Genomic DNA, 16489 nt, shown 5'->3' with positions numbered 1-16489 from the left:
GCGCCTCGGTGCCGGCCGGCGCCGCGGCGGGCGCGCCGCCCTGCGTCGGCGCGGTGGCGGCCTTCTCCTCGGCCGACGGCGCTGCGGTGACGGTGGTGCCCGCGGCGGCGGGCTTTTCCGACACGGCCTGGTCAGCGGTGGCGGAAGCTACGGAATCGGCGGCCGCCGTCGGCGCCGCTGAGGATCTGGGCACCGGTCGGGTCGCCGCGTCTCCACTCTGAACATTCTGTATGGCTGCGATCAGCTGGCCCTTGCGGAGTCGACCGACCCCGGGGATGCCCATCTGCGAGGCCATGGCCTGCAGCTCGGGCAGAAGCATCGCGGACAGGCCGGTGCCGGACCTCCGGCGCCGGGGAGCCGCCGCCGATCCGGCCGAAGCGGCGTGGTTGCCGTTCGATCCGATCGGGTCGGCGGAGTCCACGGTCGTCGTGCCGGCCGCAGCGGGACTGTCGACGGGCGAGGCAGGCGCCGCAGACTCACGTGCGCTGTCGGGCAGCACGTCGGTGGTGTCGCTCAAGGTTTTCCTTCCCGGAAGGAACCGGCCTCTCAGGCCGGGCGTAGCGTGTGAACTTTCTTCGCCTGCGCGCATGCCGGATGTGTGGAGATGCAGCACCATTTGAACGGCGAGCAACGCGCCCTCAAAGGCCCTGACGGCCGACAGCCGCGAGCGAACCCGATTTCCCGCCGACAGGTGCCGGTACGCCAGCCGAGGCAACGGCGACGAGGCTTGAAGCACCGGGATCCCTGACCAGGACCAGCCACCGTGTGCGACCGATCGCTGAGGTGAGGCTCCACCACAGCTTGGTCACCACGAAGGACCAGATCAGGCTGGCGGGGGCGAGCACGCGCCGCGGCGGCAGCGGGTGCAGTCATCAGACTATCCAGACGGAGACACCTCGGCAACAACCTAGAGACCTCTGGATCTCTCAATGACGTCACGAGGGACTCTCGATGACTACCCGGAGCCCCTTCCTGGCACCCAAACCGGTCAGGCACCGCCATTTGTACACCAGTAGGAGTTAGCTCACTACTCCTGGGAGTCGACGGTCTCCACCTGTACGCCCTCGGTGTCGAGAGTCAGCGGGATCACCGAGAACCCGGGCGCGGCCACGCCGATCGCGGCCGCGGCCTGACCCCCGCCGACGGCGAGCGCCACGACGGAGGGCCCCGACCCGGACAGCGCCGCCGGGATTCCCTCCGCCCGCAGCCGCCGCACCAGATCCGCGGACGCGGGAAGCAAGGGCAGCCGGTAGGGCTGGTGCAGGCGGTCCTCGGTCGCGGCGAGCAGGAGCCTGGAACGCTCGGCACCCACGGCCACAGCGGGTTCCGCGCCGCTGAGCGCGAGAGCCAACAGGGTGGCCCGCCCGAGGTTCACCGCCGCGTCGGCGTGCGACACCTGCCCAGGCAGCACACCCCGCGCCTGTTCGGTCGACTGCCGGCGGGATGGGACGAACAGGACGGGTCGTACCTCACCGGCCGGTTCGACCCGCAGTGCCTGCGGAACGCCCGCCTCGAACCAGGCCACGGTAAGACCACCGAGCAGCGCGGCCGCGACGTTGTCGGGATGACCTTCGATCGCGGTCGCCAACCGAAGCCGGCCGGCCGGGCCGAGCGGGGAGCCCGCAAGGGTGTCGGCCGCCGCTACTCCCGCCACGATCGCCGCGGCCGACGAGCCCAGCCCGCGGCCATGCGGGATCCGGTTCACGCAGCGCAGCGCCAGGCCGGGCTGGGCCCAGCCGATCTCGTCGAAGGCGGCCCGGATGGCCCGGACCACAAGGTGATCCTCGGTGGCGGGCACAACGTCCGGGCCAACCGCGTCAATGGTGAGACCGGATCGGGTCGGGTGAACGGACACCTCGTCGTACAGGCCGAGGGCGATCCCGAGAGCGTCGAAGCCCGGCCCGAGATTCGCGCTGGACGCCGGTACTCGCAGCCGGACCCCACCTGCGGTCGGCTCACCAGCTTGCTCCGCCGCCTCCACGGACGCGCTCACCGCGACCCCGGTGGCGTGGGTGGCTTCGTGGGCCGCGGCGGCCCGACCACTGACGGCTGTCACAGGTTGCGCAGGCCAAGGGCCTGCGCGGCCCCGGCGACGGTCGGCGGGATGGTCTCGGGCTTCGCGGCTCCGCTGATGGCCCAGTCGGGGTCCTTAAGACCGTTGCCGGTGACCGTGCAGACCACGCGCTGACCGGCGTCCAGCCGACCGTCGGCGTGGGCGGCCAGCAGCCCGGCGACGCTGGCGGCGCTGGACGGCTCGACGAAGACGCCCTCACGGCGCGCAAGGAGCCGGTAGGCGGCGAGGATCTGGCGGTCGTTGACCGCGTCGATGAGGCCACCGGAGGCATCGCGGGCATCGGTCGCGAAATCCCAGGACGCAGGATTGCCGATGCGGATCGCGGTGGCGATGGTCTGCGGCGCGGTCACGACCTCACCGCGCACGATGGGCGCCGCACCGGCGGCCTGGAAGCCGAACATGCGCGGGCGGCCGCTGCCGACGCGGGTGTCCTCCTCCACGTAGCCACGCCAGTAGGCCGTGATGTTCCCGGCGTTCCCGACCGGGAGGCAGTGCACGTCCGGCGCCCGGCCGAGCGCCTCCACGATCTCGAAGGCCGCCGTCTTCTGGCCTTCGAGGCGGTGTGGGTTGACCGAGTTGACCAGGGTCACGGGGAAGGTGTCGGCCAGCTCGCGGGCGACGCGCAGGCAGTCGTCGAACGAGCCGCTGACCTGCAGCAGGCGCGCCCCGTGGACCAGTGCCTGAGCCAGCTTGCCGAGCGCGATCTTGCCGCTGGGCACGAGCACCGCGCAGGTGAGGCCGGCCCGGGCGGCGTAGGCCGCGGCCGAGGCCGAGGTGTTCCCCGTGGAGGCGCAGATGACGGCCTGGGAGCCTTCCCCCACCGCACGGCTGATCGCGACCGTCATGCCCCGGTCCTTGAAGGAGCCCGTCGGGTTGGCCCCTTCGACTTTGAGATGAACATCACACCCGGTCAGCTGCGACAGGTGATCCGCGTGCAGGAGCGGCGTGCCGCCTTCCCGCAGGGTGATGACCGGAGTCTCCGGCGTGACCGGCAACCGGTCCCGATACTCCTCGATGATTCCGCGCCAGGCCCGCGGCAGCTGCCCGGAGACCTCAGCGGAGCTCGACGCACTCGAAACCGGCATCGACGACATCGTGGTCATGACTCAACTCCCTCGACCCGTACCACGCCTGACACTGCCCGTACCCCGTCGAGGACACGTAGGTCCTCGACGGTCGCGGATAGCGCCGCGTCCGCGGCCGGATGGGTGACCAGGACGAGGCTGGCGTCGTCGCCACGGCCGTCCTGACGAACACTTCTGATGGAGACATCGTGCCGGGCGAACGCACCGGCCACCGACGCCAGCACACCCGCCTTGTCCGTGACGTCGAGCTGCAGGTGGTAGCTGGTGACCGTCGGCCCCATCGGCAGGACCGGCAGCGCCGCGTACGCGGACTCCCCCGGGCCCTGCCGGCCCGCGATGCGGTTGCGGGCGACCGCGACCACGTCACCGAGGACCGCCGACGCGGTCGGCGCGCCGCCCGCCCCGCGGCCGTAGAACATGAGCTGCCCGGCGGCCTCGGCCTCGACGAAGACCGCGTTGAACGCCTCGCGCACGCCGGCGAGCGGATGTGAACGGGGGATCATCGCCGGGTGGACCCGCAGGCTGATACCCGGCCGGTCGCCGGCGCGCTCGGCGATCACGAGGGCCTTCACCGTGCAGCCGAGCTCACGGGCGCTGGCGATGTCGGCGGCGGTCACCCCGCGGATGCCCTCCCGGTAGACATCGTCGATGGTCACCCGGGTGTGGAACGCGAGCTGCGCGATGATCGCCGCCTTGGCGGCGGCGTCGAAGCCGTCGATGTCCGCGGACGGATCAGCCTCCGCGTACCCGAGCGCGCCGGCCTCGGCCAGCGCGTCGTCGAAGGAGGCCCCGGTCTCGTCCATCCGGGTGAGGATGTAGTTCGTCGTGCCGTTGACGATGCCGAGGACGCGGCGGATCCGGTCCCCCGCGAGGCTTTCGCGCAGCGGCCGCAGCAGCGGGATCGCGCCCGCCACCGCGGCCTCGTAGTACAGGTCGACACCCGCGGCGGCCGCCGCGTCGTGCAGCAGCGAACCGTGCGTCGCGAGCAGCGCCTTGTTCGCGCTGACCACGGATTTCCCGGACTGCAGCGCGGCGAGCAGCCAGCTGCGCGCGGGCTCGATGCCGCCGACGACCTCGATCACGATGTCGATGTCATCCCGGGCAACCAGCGCGCCGGGATCGGTGGTGAGCAACGCCCGGTCGACTGTGATCCCGCGGACCCGGTCGGGGTCGCGGACAGCGATTCCGGCGATCTCCAGCGGAGCGCCGACCCTGGCGGCCAGGTCGTCGGCATGCGTACGCAGCAGACGCACCACCTCGGTGCCGACGACGCCGCAGCCGAGCATCGCGATTCTCATCGGGCGCGGACGCCCCCCGTCGATCGTCATTCGCCTCACATCCGTTCCGGCGCGCCGACGCCGAGCAGATGCAGCCCGTTCGCGAGGACGACCCGGGTCGCCTCGACCAGCAACAGCCGGGCGGCCGTCAGCACCGTCGCCTCCTCGTCGCCCTGGGGCAGCACGCGGCAGGAGTCGTAGAAGCGGTGGTACGTCCCAGCCAGCTCCTCCAGATACCGGGCGATGCGGTGCGGCGCCCGCAGGGCCGCCGCCGACTCGATCACCCGCGGCAGCTCACCCAGCGCCCCGAGAAGCTCCACCTCCCGTTGATGGGTGAGCAGCGACACATCGACCGCCTCGACGTCGAACGCCGGATCAGCGGAGGTCGCCAGGCCCAGCGCGGCCGCGTTGCGGATCAGCGAGCTGATCCGGGCATGCGCGTACTGGACGTAGAAGACCGGGTTGTCGTTGGTCTGTCGCGCGATCACGTCGAGGTCGAGGTCGAGCGACGAATCCATCGACGCCCGGACCAGCGAGTACCGTGCCGCGTCGACACCGACCGCGTCCACCAGGTCGTGCAGCGTCAGGAACGTGCCGGCACGCTTGGACATCTTCACGGCCACCCCGCCCCGCGACAGGGTCACCAGCTGGCCGATGATCACATCCAGGGTCTGCTCGGGATCGTCACCGAAGCACGCCGCGATCGCGCGCAGCCGCCCGATGTAGCCGTGGTGGTCGGCGCCCAGCAGGTAGCAGAGCCGGTCGAACCCGCGGCGGCGCTTGTCCCGGTAGTAGGCCGCGTCGGCGCAGAAGTAGGTCGGGTGCCCGTCGCTCTTGACCAGGGCACGGTCCTTGTCGTCGCCGAAGTCGGTGGTGCGCAGCCAGACCGCGCCGTCCGCGTCGAAGACGTGCCCCTTCGCCCGGAGCTCCTCGATGGCCGCGGTCAGCTCGCCGGCCTCGTGCAGGCTCCGCTCCGACTTCCACAGGTCGAACTCGACCCCGAAGCCGGCCAGCGTCGAACGGATCTCCGCGAGCATCATCTCGACGCCGTCACGAGCGCAGACCGCGAGCGCCTTCTCATCCGCCACCTGGCCACCGGACCCAGCGGCGACGAGCTGCTCCAGGCCGGGGTTCGCCGCCACGACCCGCGCGGCGATCTCGGCGACATAGGCGCCGTGGTACCCGTTCTCGGGCGCGGGCTCGCCGCGCAGCGCGGCCAGGATCGACGCCCCGAACCGCTCGACCTGCACCCCGGCGTCGTTCACGTAGTACTCGGTGCCGACCTCGTAGCCGGCCGCTGCCAGCACCCGGGCCAGTGCGTCACCGACCGACGCCCAGCGTGTGGACGCCAGCGTCACCGGGCCGGTGGGGTTCGCACTGACGAACTCCAGGTTCACCCGCAGGCCCCGAGGCGTGGTCGCACGGCCGTAGGCCGCACCGCCACGGACGACGGCCTGCGCGATCCCGCCGAGGGCGGCGCCGGCGAGCCGGATGTTCAGGAAGCCGGGCCCGGCCACCTCGACCTCCGCCACTCCCGGGCTCGTTCGCAGGCGCGCCGCGAGAAGCTCGGCCACCTGCCGGGGCGGGCGGCGGGCCGCCTTCGCCAGCTGCATGGCGACCGGTGACGCGTAGTCACCGTGCTCAGGTTGCCGCGGGCGCTCGATCGTGACCGTGGTGGGCACGGGCACATCAAGCTCACCGCCTGCGACGGCATCACGAACGGCCGCGACGATGGAGTCGGCCAGCTCGGCGGGGGTCATGTCGCGATGCTATCGGCGCGCCCGGCCATTCCGGTCGCCGCGCGTACGGACCGGGCGGCGAAGGGTGCCGCGCCCCGCTCGGCATCGCCCCAGGCAGCGCCCATTGGGGACGTTCCGCGCGCAGTCGGTGGCGTCTTCAGGAAGGTCACGGAAGGACACACCGGCACCAGCCCCCGCCGCGCCGCCGGCATCCGCACCGACCCTGCTACCGGAGCCGGACGTTCAGACCGGCTGGCCCGCCGCGAGGCGGCTGACCACCCCGATCAGCAGATCGGGGTCGAACGGCTTCGTCAGGTAGTAGTCCACGCCGAGGCGCGCACCGCGCTTGACGTCTGCCTCCTGCGCACGCGCGGTAAGCATGATCACCTTGATGCCGGCCGTCGCCGGATCGTCACGCAGCCGCGCGGCGACGTCCCAGCCGTTCACCCGCGGCATCATGATGTCCAGCGTGATCACCTGCGGCGCGATCTCATGGACCCGTTCAAGACAGTCAGCACCGTCGACAGCGGTGTGCACCTCGAAACCTTCCAGTTCGAGGTTGACGACCACGAGCTGACGGATCACGGCGTCGTCGTCCACGACGAGCACGCGGGGGGCACTGAAGTACACGGGCGAAGCTTACGGGCACCGGGTTGCACAGTCTGCCGATCCCACCTGGTACGGTATGCCTCGTTGCCCTGGAGCCCCCGTAGCTCAGGGGATAGAGCACCGCCCTCCGGAGGCGGGTGCGCAGGTTCGAATCCTGCCGGGGGCACGCGACTTGGGTGGATTGTGCTCAGCAGGGCTGAGCCTTCGCGTCGCGTCATCCTGCTGGGGGGCGACCCCCAAACCCCCGCACGGCTGGCACCCCTGGGTGGTCGGGGTTTTATGGTGCCAGCGGGGTTCGCCCGCCGCCCACGACGTCCGACCACGACGTCCGATTGCACGCCCGGCCTCGGTGCCCAGGCGAGTTCACCCGTGGTCGCCAGTTCGTAGATCTTCGTTCTGGCCAGCCCGAGCATCACCGAGGGAGATCCGCCGAGTCCTGCCGGTGCAGGGTCAAGCGAACCCGCCGAGGCCGGTCCCTCGAATCCGGAGCGATCTTCCCGCGCAGGCCGAGGTTCACCAGCTCCGCGTCCGCCTAGCCGATCGTCGATCTCGGCGACCTCCGCCGAGTCTCCTGAGCGGTCAGCCTCCGCCCGCAACGCCTCCAGATCCGCCCGTAACCGGACGAGGATCATCACCTCGTACGGCGCGGGTGAACTCCGTGGTGCCAGGCCATCATCGCGACTGCGCGTGAGACAGCGACAGCGCTTGTGCGCAAGGACCGCCTCAGAGATTCTTGTGGTATCGGGCCATGGGCAGTGCCGTGAAACCGGCGCTTTCGTAGGTGGCTCGTGCGGGAGCATGACCCGGATCACCGCCGGTCTCGACGATGGCAACGCCGCATCCAGATCTTCGGATGTACTCGATGGCTTGCGCAATCAAGACACCCGCGATGCCCTTCCGTTGATGGCGCGGATCCACGGATATTATCTCGATCTCGCCGCGGCTCGACTCCCGATCAATGATGACAGCGACGAAACCGACGGCGCGTCCGTCGACGTCCGCAACCCAGACCCTGGCTTCATCTCCCCGGCGGGCCCCGCGCACATACTCCGCATGAGACACGGGCCAGTCCGGCCATACCCGAAGAAAAACGGCACGCCCAAGCACCTGTTCGACCGATGCGAAAACCGGGCCCCATGCACCCGCCGACAATGCAACCACCTCTTCCACATCCGCGGTAACCAGTGGCCGTATCACCAGATCCACACACTGAGTGTGACTGGTGTGGGTATGCAGTCAATCCTTTCTCGGCGTCCTATGACGTATCGCAAACCGAGCGCCTGGGGAGACCGTCACGACTTCCATACTGGACCCCTGATCACGCCCGACGGTCTTAGCCTCAAGCATGAGCGCCGTTCCCCGGCGGTGCGCACGACGATCCCGCCGGGGAAGGGGTAAGGGGCGCCCGTAGCCCCCCGGTCAGACGGCCTTGCGTCCTCGCTCCTGTAGCGCCCCATCGCCGTCCGGCCCTCCGTGTAGCGCTGCCGCATCAGATGGGTGTGGACATCCGCCATCGGATTCGGTGGGCGGTGCCCAGTCACCGTTGCACGTCGAACCGGGTCAGACCCGCGCCGAACATCAGCAACGCAGCCGTGTGCCGCAGCGCACCCAGGCGATCGGACGGTCCCCCTGGCCCGAAGTTCGATGTCGATGCACGGATCGTCGATGATCCGGCCCTTCACCGCCCGCCGCAGTGGGCCGGGCAGAACCGTGTAACAGTGCCACCGAGTCCGGCGCTGTCATCTCCGCCATCCCGGCGCTCCAGTCGTCGATGTCGGACGGCCGGATGCCGCACAGCGCTCAGTGCTGCCAGTGCAGCAGGATGTGCTTCGCCGCCGTCGTCGGTGTAATGCCGGGACTCGCTGATCCGCCGGACGGATCGCGGGTCATCTGCGGCGACTTCTCCCCACACCTGTCCACCAGGACCAACAGTCGGGTCGGGGATCGGCCCGCGGCGGCCAACGTCAAGATCGCCCACACCCCGACCGGCTGGAGCGGGTTGAACAGGATCGAGGCCCAGTTCAGGGTCCTGCGCTACTTCGCGTTCGACGGCACCGACGTAGCCTGATGCGGCACCAGATCGAGGATCGGGGTCGATTTCCGGCTGCCGCCTGGCTCTGAAACTCGGCCCGATGCGGTTGAGGGTCCCCCAGCAGGTGTTCACCTCCCGTCCATGATCATGCAGGCTGCCGATCTCGTGGCAGTAAGAATTCTCGTCCTTCACTGATCCTGAGCGCATGTCCGCGGACACCGTTCTGGTGACCAGCCCCCGAACCTCCCAAAGAGGTCTGTCGTAATCAGCAGACTGTCAACCTCCAGGCCCATGCACGGTTCGCGTACGTCAACTGCTGGACGCAGTGCGTGACAGTGTGCCAAACTGAAGCACCAGCTTTCGGCGGGCGGCGCGGGACCGTTGTCTCCTTCGAAGTTCTCCGTGAACTGGCTTACGGCGGTCCCGCCCCTCTCCCAGGCGAGGTCGCCAGCTCGTCATGGCCCACTTCTGAATCGAATGGCACGCTCGGCCGGCGCAGGGAGCGTAGAAACGGTCGCATTTCTCACCTCAGCCGAAGCGAGCTTACTAGCTGGTCCGAGCTTTATTCCGACGCCGTTCGAGTCGCCGGGGAGCACCAAGGAGATCAAGACGGAAACCGGGTACCGACAGATGCACAGCGGACGCTCTCCTGACTTCCAGCCCTCCGTCATCTCTTGACTGACGCTTAGGCGGAGCCCTGCGAGCGAAGGCGGTCCGAATACTCGGAGAACGTCCGGGGCCGACTTTTCGACTTCGCGAACGACCTCAATATATCCGCATTTTCATCAACCAGATGCCAGCCTTCCCGATCAGCACCACCATGAAGAAATACAACCTCCTGGAGGTTCCATGAATCGCGTCATTCGGAGTGGCGCCATCGCGCTCACGACTGCCGTGGCCACGTATGGGTACACGGTCGTCGACGCGAATCCCGCCGAGGCGTACCACTTCTTCTCCGCCAACTGCAGGTGGGACCACACCACAGTCACGGTCGCGAATCTCGCGTACAGCCAGGCCGGCTACGGAGCCGGCTGGGACAGCATGATGACGGCATGGAACAACACGGTGGCCGAAGTCGAGTTCAAGGCCGTGGGGTCCGGCGACAAAGACCAGGCAGACTTCAAGGTCGTCGCAGACTACTACGGCAACATCGGCTGGTACGGGAATGCAGACAAATCCAATGTATGCACCAACGGGCACTATCCAAACGGGGTCCAACACATAACGGCACAGGTCAACCGGTCCTTGACCGACGGTCGCCCCAACAACAATAACAACGCGGTCCTCACACACGAACTCGGCCACACTATCGGACTGGCCCACATGAATGTTCTGGAGAACCCGTACGTAATAATGTACGACGGCATCGGGTACGACTACCGGGGCATCTGGCTCCCTCAGACGGATGACATCGACGGCGCCCTTGTCCGGTACTTCTGACGCCACCGGGAAACATCCTCAGGAGGAACTAGCAGTGGCTCGGAAAAGTCTCGCGATCCCGGCAATCGTCTCGCTGGCCGCCGTGCTTCTTTCCGGATGCTCCAGCGCGGAGAACGAGGACGAATCCAATAACACCCCCCGCCATTCCGGAGAAATGCTCCGCGCCAGCTACTACGATTCAGTGGCCGGCCTGACTGCCGATTCCGACCTGGTCGCCCGGGTACGGGCAACCGACAAGTCGGAGATCGCACTCATCTCCGGGACTCCTTTTACCATCACCGATGTCGAGGTGACCGAGGCGATTCGCGGCAAGGTCCCCCCTGCGCTTCGGATTCGCCAGACGGGCGGCCCCACGGAGCCCGGCATACTGACAGCGGGAGAATCCTACCTTCTCTTCCTGGACAAGTTCGAGCTGCCCGGCACGGATACCACCAACCAGTACGTCGTCGTCGGCGTCGAGGCCGGCCTCTACCTGGAGAAATCCGGGCGTCTCCGGCTCCTGGACACGGAGTCTCCCGATCTTCCGGCGGAGATAAATGTAGACGACATGAAGGCGGACGTGCGGAAGGCACCAGGCGCCCCCGCGACGACCGAGACCGTCACGCCCGGCGCGCCGAGCGAGGCCACCGAAGCTCCCACACCACCTACTCCCGCGGCGAGCTGAAGAAGGTCAGGCCCGGTTTCCGGCAAGGCTCGCAAGGGGACACCGGTTGCGGCCTTGCCGACTCGTACGAGGCCGCGCCTACAGCGGTTACCGCTCCACAGTGTTTCGACAACTCGGAGAATCGGAAGGGTGCGAGCGTGGGTCTCGTCAGCGACGTCACCGAATCAGATACCGATCGGTTGAGAGCCCTGCTGGCCAGCCAGTTCGATCTGGCAATCGGGGATCTGACCGAGGACGCGCGGTTCGTCGAGGACCTGGCGTTCGACTCGCTACAGATGCTCGAACTTCACGGCATCGCTTCGGATCTCGGCCTGGCCTATTCTGACGGCGGCCTGGCCGAGACATTCGGCGAGTTGCGTTCGCTGTACCACTCACGGACCAGTGACGGTGGCTCGGCCGGCACCCGCACGGTCGCGCAGGCCGGAGACGACGGCCGAGAAGCCACGGCCACGAAGCCGGCTTCCCGACAAGGGAGGCTGGTGCTGACGCCTCCGCTGACGACAGCGATTTTCGACCTGGTCCCCCCCGTACATTCGGACGTTCCTTTCCTTTATGCGCTCGCCACGTCCAGCGAGACCGGGCACCGCTGGCGTTACCAGGGCCGTGTCCCTCCGGTGGAGAAGTTCGAAACCGAGCTGTGGCAAAGCGTGCTCACGCAGTTTGTGGTTCGGCGCCGAGCCGATGGTGAGCCTGTCGGCCTTGTGGTCTGCTACGGGGCCGACGTCAACAATGGCCATGCCAGTCTCGGCGCCGTGTTCACCCCGCGGGTCAGCGGCTCCGGCCAGGCCGTACAGGTCGTCGGGAAGTTCCTCGGGCACGTCTTCGACAACTGGCGATTTCACAAGATCTACTTGGAGGTCCCCGAACAGAACTTCGCCGCCATACGGTCCGGGGAAGGGAAGGTGTTCGAGTTCGAGGGCCGCCTGAAGCGGCATTTCTTCTACCAGGGACGTTACTGGGACAGACTGATACTCGCCGTGACGCGCGAGCGTTTCCAGAATCTTCGTGATTCCGAGCTTCGTGATTCTGGCACCAACCGCCCGGCCATCGATACCGAAGAAGAGTAGCGGGCATGCGGGTGGAGAGTGCCGCTGACCGACTGCGCGTCCAGGCCGACAGCAACCGGACGACCGTCGACGAATGGACCCGGTGCGGCGATCATCGGGAGCAGGTGACGGCAGCCGTCCTGACAGCCCTCGCGGCGCGCCCCACCGGCCACAGGAAGTTTCTCGTCCTCGGCGCCGGGAACCTGAATGACCTGGATGCCCGGGTGGTTCTTGACGCTGCATCCTCGATGTTCCTGCTTGACGTCGACGACGCCGGTCTCCGGAGAGCACTGACGAGACACGGCCTGCAACGTGACGAGCGGCTGGAGGTCGTCGGGGCCGACCTCCTGGGCGACCCCTGTTCGACAGCCCCGTTGTCGGAGCTTCGCGGATCGTTCGACGTAGTGCTGTCGGCGGGGGTGCTCACACAGCTGTTCGCCACAGTGGCCGCACGGTACGACGATCCGACGGACCTCGCGATGCACACCGCCCTCCTCAGAACCCGGGCGGAGCATCTGGATCAAATGATGAAGCTTCTTCGCCCGGGCGGCCACGGCCTCCTGGTCGTTGACGTCGTCGCATCGGTGACCTGCCCGGAACTGATCTACCCAGCGGCCTCTCCAAGCCTTGCCGAAGTCCTCGACGACTGCATCCGGCGGGGAAACTTCTTCACGGGCACCAACCCGTATGCGATACAGCAAGCAGTACTGGACAGCGGCCTGACAGATTGCGAGATCAGCGATCCGTGGATCTGGAGGATCGGGAACACCGCCCGCCTCACCTGCCTGCTGCACTTCCAGACGGGGACGGCACCGGAGCTCGTTTCGCGGGCTACCCAAGGCCGGAGGTCACGGGGCGGTTCGTCGGCAGAGTGAACCGCGCGGCTGGTGCGTGCGTCCAAAAGCCATGACGTCAAAGGACATTGCTCGCAGGCTGACGGTTGTCGGCGCTCATGCCTCACTCGTGGCAACCCTTGCGGTGACCGGCTGCGCAAGCTCGGGTGAGCTGACGCCGTCGCGGTCGCCGTCTTCGACGACCAGCGGCGGCACCGGCCCGGCGGCCGTCGTCGACTGCGGGAGCGAGCGGATCGGGCCAGGCAGCCTGGCCGCCGGGGACGCGCGACGGTGCTTCGTCGAGGCGGTCGCCGCTGGGCGCGCAGCGACGCTCGAAAGCACCGTGCTCGACACGGAGGGCGATCCGACCGTCTACTCGCTCACCAGTGACACCCGACATGGCATCAGCGTCGTCGAGGACCGCAGCGAGGCCCGGTTCCGCGGCGCCGGTCCAGCTCGGTGGCGGTTCGTCTGCACGTCCATCGACAGCGCGGAGGAGACCAGGCCTGGTTATGCCGATCTCGTCGTCAACCGCCTGCGCGGCTGCACCTCTCCCGAACCCGTCTGAAGGGCCGAGCCGGCGAGTCACGATCGAGCTGGCGAAGCGATGGCGCAGCAAATAGCGGATCGCCCGCGCCTACCGTCCAGCTCCCCGGCGCCGTCAACGTGTCCGGATGCGCCTCCCCCAGTACCTCCCATCGGCAGGCCGGGCGGACTGTTCGGCATGGTTGTCGGGCCGTCGTGGGAAACCACTCAGTGCGTCAGGCGGTGGGCAGGAGTTCGTTCAGAAGCGTTTCGACGTGGGCGCGGATCGCGTCGCGGATCGGGCGGACGGCGGCGAGGTCCAGGCCGGCGGGGTCGTCGAGCTTCCAGTCCTCGTAGCGGACGCCGGGAAAGACCGGACAGGCGTCGCCGCAGCCCATGGTGATGACCAGGGTCGAGGTAGCGACCGCGTCGGCGGTGAGGATCCTCGGTGTCGCGGCGGCGATGTCGATGCCGATCTCGGCCATCGCGGCCACGGCCACCGGGTTGACCTCGGCTGCCGGAACTGAGCCGGCGGAGCGGACTTCGACCTGGTCGCCGGCAACGTGGGTGAGGAAACCGGCGGCCATCTGAGAGCGGCCGGCGTTGTGCACGCAGACGAACAGGATCGACGGTTTCTCGGGCACGGATGGCTCCGTCCTTTCACAGTGCGGGAAACCTCCCGCTCACAGTCCGGCAGGTGCGGGTCGGTAAAGCACGCGGACCAGGCAGTAGCCGACCAGGCCACCAACGACCTGGGCGGCGACGAAGGGCGGGACGGATGCGGGGGCGATACCGGCGAACGTGTCGGAGAGCATCCGTCCGAGGCTGATCGCGGGATTCGCGAAGCTGGTGGAGCTGGTGAACCAGTAGGCGGCGCCGATGTATGCGCCGACCGCGGCCGGTGCCCGTTCCGCCCGGGCGGTCCGGGTCAGCGAGAAGATCAGCAGGATCAGCCCGGCGGTGGCGACGACCTCGGCGAGCAGGTGTGCGCCCGACGCCCGGTGGTGCGTCGAGATCGACACCGCCGGGCCGTCGAACATCAGGTTCGCCAGGATCGCGCCGCCGCAGCAGCCGGCGGCCTGGGCCGGCAGGTAGGCGGCGGCGTCCCGCCACGGCAGGCCACCGAACGCGGCGTCGACCACCGTGACGACCGGGTTGAGGTGGGCGCCGGACACCGGCCCGACCATCAGGATGATCGTGTACAGGCCGGCGGCGGTCGCCGCGGCGTTCTCGACCAGCTGCAGGCCGACCTGGCCGGGGCTCAACTGCTGTGCGGCGATTCCGGAGCCGACGACCAGCGCCGCCAGCAGCAGGCCGCCCAGCACCTCGGCGAGCAGCCGTCGTGCCAGCGGCGGCCGTGCCAGCGGCGGATGGCCCGCTGATGCATTCGTCACGGGCGTCGGGTTCAGCAGCAGGAGCCGGCCGAGGCCGGTCCCGGCTCCGCCGTGGATGCGGTGACTGCGGTCGCTGCGGTGGATGCGGTGGATGCGGTGGCGTCCGTGTCCGCCGCGACGGACGCGCAGATCGGGCCGCAGTCGCAGGCGGAGCCCGGCCCCCGGCACGCTCTGCACGCTCGCCGACCGACGGCGTCGCCCCTGGACGGGCCATCTCGGCGACGTCGGCGAGCACCGTGTAGACCTCCCACGGCGCGCCGTCCGGGTCGTCGACCCACACCTTGTCCTGCAGGGCGTAGCAGCAGGCTGTGTTCTCCTCCACCGCCGTCGCCAGTCCGGCTCCGTCGAGCCGCGCGGTGGCCGCGGACACATCCTCGGACGTCCCGACCTCGATGCCCAGGTGGTTGAGCGCCCCGGCGACCCCGGCGCCACGCGCCGCCGGGTTCTCGATCAGGACCAGCTTCAACGGCGGCGCGTCGATCGCGAAGTTCGCGTACCCCGGCCGCCGCTTCGCCGGCTCGGCCCCGAAAAGCCTCCGGTAGAACTCCACCGCCGCGTCCACATCCGAGACGTTCAGCGCCAGTTGCACCCGCTGCATCACGAACCCCCCACGATCACATCGACAGTCGTCTATGTCTCGACGAGCTGAGGATGACCGACCAAATAGACGACTGTCAATGTCCTGGGGCATGCTGGGATCCATGGCGACGACACCCCCGCCGGCCCCGAGCCCCGCCCTCGCCCCTCGTGCCGAGGCCCCCGAGGTCACGGGGGCACTGACGGGAGCGCTCTCGGCCTGTTGCGGGCCACTGGCCCGCGAGCCGCTGTCCGTCGAGGACGCCGAGCGGCTCGCCACCGTTCTCAAGGCGATCGCCGTGCCCACCCGGCTGCGGCTGCTGTCCATGATCTACGCACGTGACGGCGGTGAGGCCTGCGTCTGCGAGCTCACCGAACCGCTCGGCCTTACCCAGCCCACCGTCAGCCACCACCTCAAGGTCCTCGTCGACGCCGGTCTGATCACCCGCGAGAAACGCGGCGTGTGGGCCTACTACCGTCCCGTGCCCGGCACCATGGCCACCCTCGCCGCGATGCTCACGCCGGCACCGGCACCTGTTGCCTTTGCCACCGCTCCGTAGCGGGACGGCGCAGATACCCCGGGGGGTACCCTCGCCATGGAGGTGTGGCCTGGTGGAGATGAACGCCGCGATCCTGTCGGACGCGCTGACACGGTTGCGTCGCGCCCACGGTCAGCTCGGCGCCGTCATCGGCATGATCGAGAACGCGGACGACTGCGAGCGGGTGCTGACGCAGCTCGCGGCGGTGTCACGGGCACTGGACAAGGCGGGCTTCAAAATCATCTCCACCGGCATGCGCCAGTGCCAGGCCGCGCGCGAACGCGGCGAGCAGCCACCGCTGACCGAGGATCAACTGGAGAGGCTGTTCATGGCCCTGTCCTGACGCCCGTAACGGGGCGCATCCCGAGGCAGCGCGGGCGGCGGAGCCGCGAGGCAGTCCCAGCGCCCGCGTGGCGCGGCGCCGCTGTAGCAGGTTCCGCAGATACCCCCCCGGGTATAGGGGCGCCCGTCCGGGGGCGGCGCCGACGGGCCGACCTGGCGGTTCCGTCCCGCCGGGCATCGGTGGGTGCCGTCGCGCCGCCGCCGGGCACCGGTCAGGTGCCGGCCCGCACTCCGCGGGACGCCGGCGAGCCGCTGACCCGGCCGCACCCGCACCACCTCGACGTCAGCGACCAGGCACGACCAGCAAGCAGGCG

The 16489-nt window shown here is 68.9% G+C and carries 17 protein-coding genes, 1 tRNA gene and 1 pseudogene; 9 read left to right on the top strand and 10 right to left on the bottom strand.

Annotation, left to right across the window (positions count from 1 at the left end):
• From FREUN1FDRAFT_RS09690 to FREUN1FDRAFT_RS09660, 6 genes are all read right to left on the bottom strand, one after another.
• On the bottom strand, window positions 1-517 hold a 517-nt coding region (locus tag FREUN1FDRAFT_RS09690), incomplete at its 3' end, for a Rho termination factor N-terminal domain-containing protein (RefSeq protein ID WP_006539835.1).
• A 510-nt stretch (window positions 518-1027) separates the two neighbouring features.
• Window positions 1028-2056 (bottom strand): homoserine kinase, encoded by a 1029-nt coding sequence (gene thrB, locus FREUN1FDRAFT_RS09680; RefSeq protein WP_006539834.1) that lies wholly within the window; start codon window positions 2054-2056, stop codon window positions 1028-1030.
• Entirely contained in the window at window positions 2053-3177 is a 1125-nt protein-coding gene (gene thrC, locus FREUN1FDRAFT_RS09675) for a threonine synthase (protein WP_006539833.1), read from the bottom strand. Before thrC ends, thrB begins: the two co-directional genes overlap by 4 nt.
• A complete protein-coding gene (locus tag FREUN1FDRAFT_RS09670) occupies window positions 3174-4487 on the bottom strand; it encodes a homoserine dehydrogenase (RefSeq protein WP_006539832.1) in 1314 nt (437 codons plus the stop codon). The genes thrC and FREUN1FDRAFT_RS09670 overlap by 4 nt, the downstream gene beginning before the upstream one ends.
• 5 nt (window positions 4488-4492) lie before the next feature.
• The gene (argS, locus tag FREUN1FDRAFT_RS09665) at window positions 4493-6196 is read right to left on the bottom strand and encodes an arginine--tRNA ligase (RefSeq protein ID WP_006539831.1); all 1704 of its coding nucleotides are present in this window, start codon (window positions 6194-6196) and stop codon (window positions 4493-4495) included.
• Between the two features lie 222 nt (window positions 6197-6418).
• Window positions 6419-6805 carry a response regulator transcription factor gene (locus FREUN1FDRAFT_RS09660; protein ID WP_006539829.1) on the bottom strand — a complete coding sequence of 129 codons (387 nt, stop codon included), beginning with the start codon at window positions 6803-6805 and terminating at the stop codon, window positions 6419-6421.
• Window positions 6806-6878: 73 nt separating this feature from the next.
• Between FREUN1FDRAFT_RS09660 and FREUN1FDRAFT_RS09655 the strand changes: the two genes are divergently transcribed.
• A tRNA-Arg gene (locus tag FREUN1FDRAFT_RS09655) sits at window positions 6879-6950 on the top strand.
• A gap of 557 nt (window positions 6951-7507) precedes the next feature.
• Here FREUN1FDRAFT_RS09655 and FREUN1FDRAFT_RS41290 read toward each other — a convergent pair.
• A complete protein-coding gene (locus FREUN1FDRAFT_RS41290) occupies window positions 7508-7954 on the bottom strand; it encodes a GNAT family N-acetyltransferase (protein WP_232295125.1) in 447 nt (148 codons plus the stop codon).
• A gap of 616 nt (window positions 7955-8570) precedes the next feature.
• Between FREUN1FDRAFT_RS41290 and FREUN1FDRAFT_RS09650 the strand changes: the two genes are divergently transcribed.
• The 6 genes from FREUN1FDRAFT_RS09650 to FREUN1FDRAFT_RS09625 all read left to right on the top strand — a co-directional run bounded on the left by FREUN1FDRAFT_RS09650 (window position 8571) and on the right by FREUN1FDRAFT_RS09625 (window position 13367).
• Window positions 8571-8852 (top strand): hypothetical protein, encoded by a 282-nt coding sequence (locus FREUN1FDRAFT_RS09650; protein ID WP_157474552.1) that lies wholly within the window; start codon window positions 8571-8573, stop codon window positions 8850-8852.
• An 813-nt stretch (window positions 8853-9665) separates the two neighbouring features.
• Window positions 9666-10256 (top strand): M57 family metalloprotease, encoded by a 591-nt coding sequence (locus tag FREUN1FDRAFT_RS09645; protein ID WP_006539826.1) that lies wholly within the window; start codon window positions 9666-9668, stop codon window positions 10254-10256.
• Window positions 10257-10290: 34 nt separating this feature from the next.
• Window positions 10291-10920, top strand: coding sequence for a hypothetical protein (locus FREUN1FDRAFT_RS09640; RefSeq protein WP_006539825.1), 630 nt, complete (start codon window positions 10291-10293; stop codon window positions 10918-10920).
• A gap of 137 nt (window positions 10921-11057) precedes the next feature.
• Window positions 11058-11987, top strand: coding sequence for a GNAT family N-acetyltransferase (locus tag FREUN1FDRAFT_RS09635; RefSeq protein WP_006539824.1), 930 nt, complete (start codon window positions 11058-11060; stop codon window positions 11985-11987).
• A 5-nt stretch (window positions 11988-11992) separates the two neighbouring features.
• A complete protein-coding gene (locus FREUN1FDRAFT_RS09630) occupies window positions 11993-12841 on the top strand; it encodes a hypothetical protein (RefSeq protein WP_006539823.1) in 849 nt (282 codons plus the stop codon).
• An 88-nt stretch (window positions 12842-12929) separates the two neighbouring features.
• On the top strand, window positions 12930-13367 hold the full coding sequence (locus tag FREUN1FDRAFT_RS09625; RefSeq protein WP_035951130.1) for a hypothetical protein: 438 nt from the start codon (window positions 12930-12932) through the stop codon (window positions 13365-13367).
• A gap of 193 nt (window positions 13368-13560) precedes the next feature.
• Here the strand turns inward: FREUN1FDRAFT_RS09625 and FREUN1FDRAFT_RS09620 are convergent, their stop codons facing one another.
• From FREUN1FDRAFT_RS09620 to FREUN1FDRAFT_RS46085, 3 genes and pseudogenes are all read right to left on the bottom strand, one after another.
• The gene (locus FREUN1FDRAFT_RS09620; protein ID WP_006539821.1) at window positions 13561-13968 is read right to left on the bottom strand and encodes an arsenate reductase ArsC; all 408 of its coding nucleotides are present in this window, start codon (window positions 13966-13968) and stop codon (window positions 13561-13563) included.
• Between the two features lie 39 nt (window positions 13969-14007).
• On the bottom strand, window positions 14008-14718 hold the full coding sequence (locus tag FREUN1FDRAFT_RS09615; RefSeq protein WP_083828638.1) for an aquaporin: 711 nt from the start codon (window positions 14716-14718) through the stop codon (window positions 14008-14010).
• 265 nt (window positions 14719-14983) lie between these two features.
• Window positions 14984-15316, bottom strand: a pseudogene (locus FREUN1FDRAFT_RS46085) (ArsI/CadI family heavy metal resistance metalloenzyme); the annotation flags it as partial.
• A gap of 103 nt (window positions 15317-15419) precedes the next feature.
• Here FREUN1FDRAFT_RS46085 and FREUN1FDRAFT_RS09605 point away from each other — a divergent pair.
• Together FREUN1FDRAFT_RS09605 and FREUN1FDRAFT_RS09600 are read left to right on the top strand one after the other, a co-directional pair.
• Complete coding sequence (locus tag FREUN1FDRAFT_RS09605) at window positions 15420-15854, top strand: helix-turn-helix transcriptional regulator (protein WP_035951147.1); 435 nt, start codon at window positions 15420-15422, stop codon at window positions 15852-15854.
• Between the two features lie 58 nt (window positions 15855-15912).
• Window positions 15913-16176, top strand: a complete 264-nt coding sequence (locus FREUN1FDRAFT_RS09600) for a metal-sensitive transcriptional regulator (protein ID WP_232295127.1) — start codon at window positions 15913-15915, stop codon at window positions 16174-16176.
• Window positions 16177-16489 lie beyond the last annotated feature (313 nt).

This window comes from Parafrankia sp. EUN1f, assembly GCF_000177675.1.
Classification (GTDB): domain Bacteria; phylum Actinomycetota; class Actinomycetes; order Frankiales; family Frankiaceae; genus Parafrankia.
The sequence above is the reverse complement of the archived record's forward strand: the minus strand, read 5'-3'. Positions and strand labels throughout refer to the sequence as shown.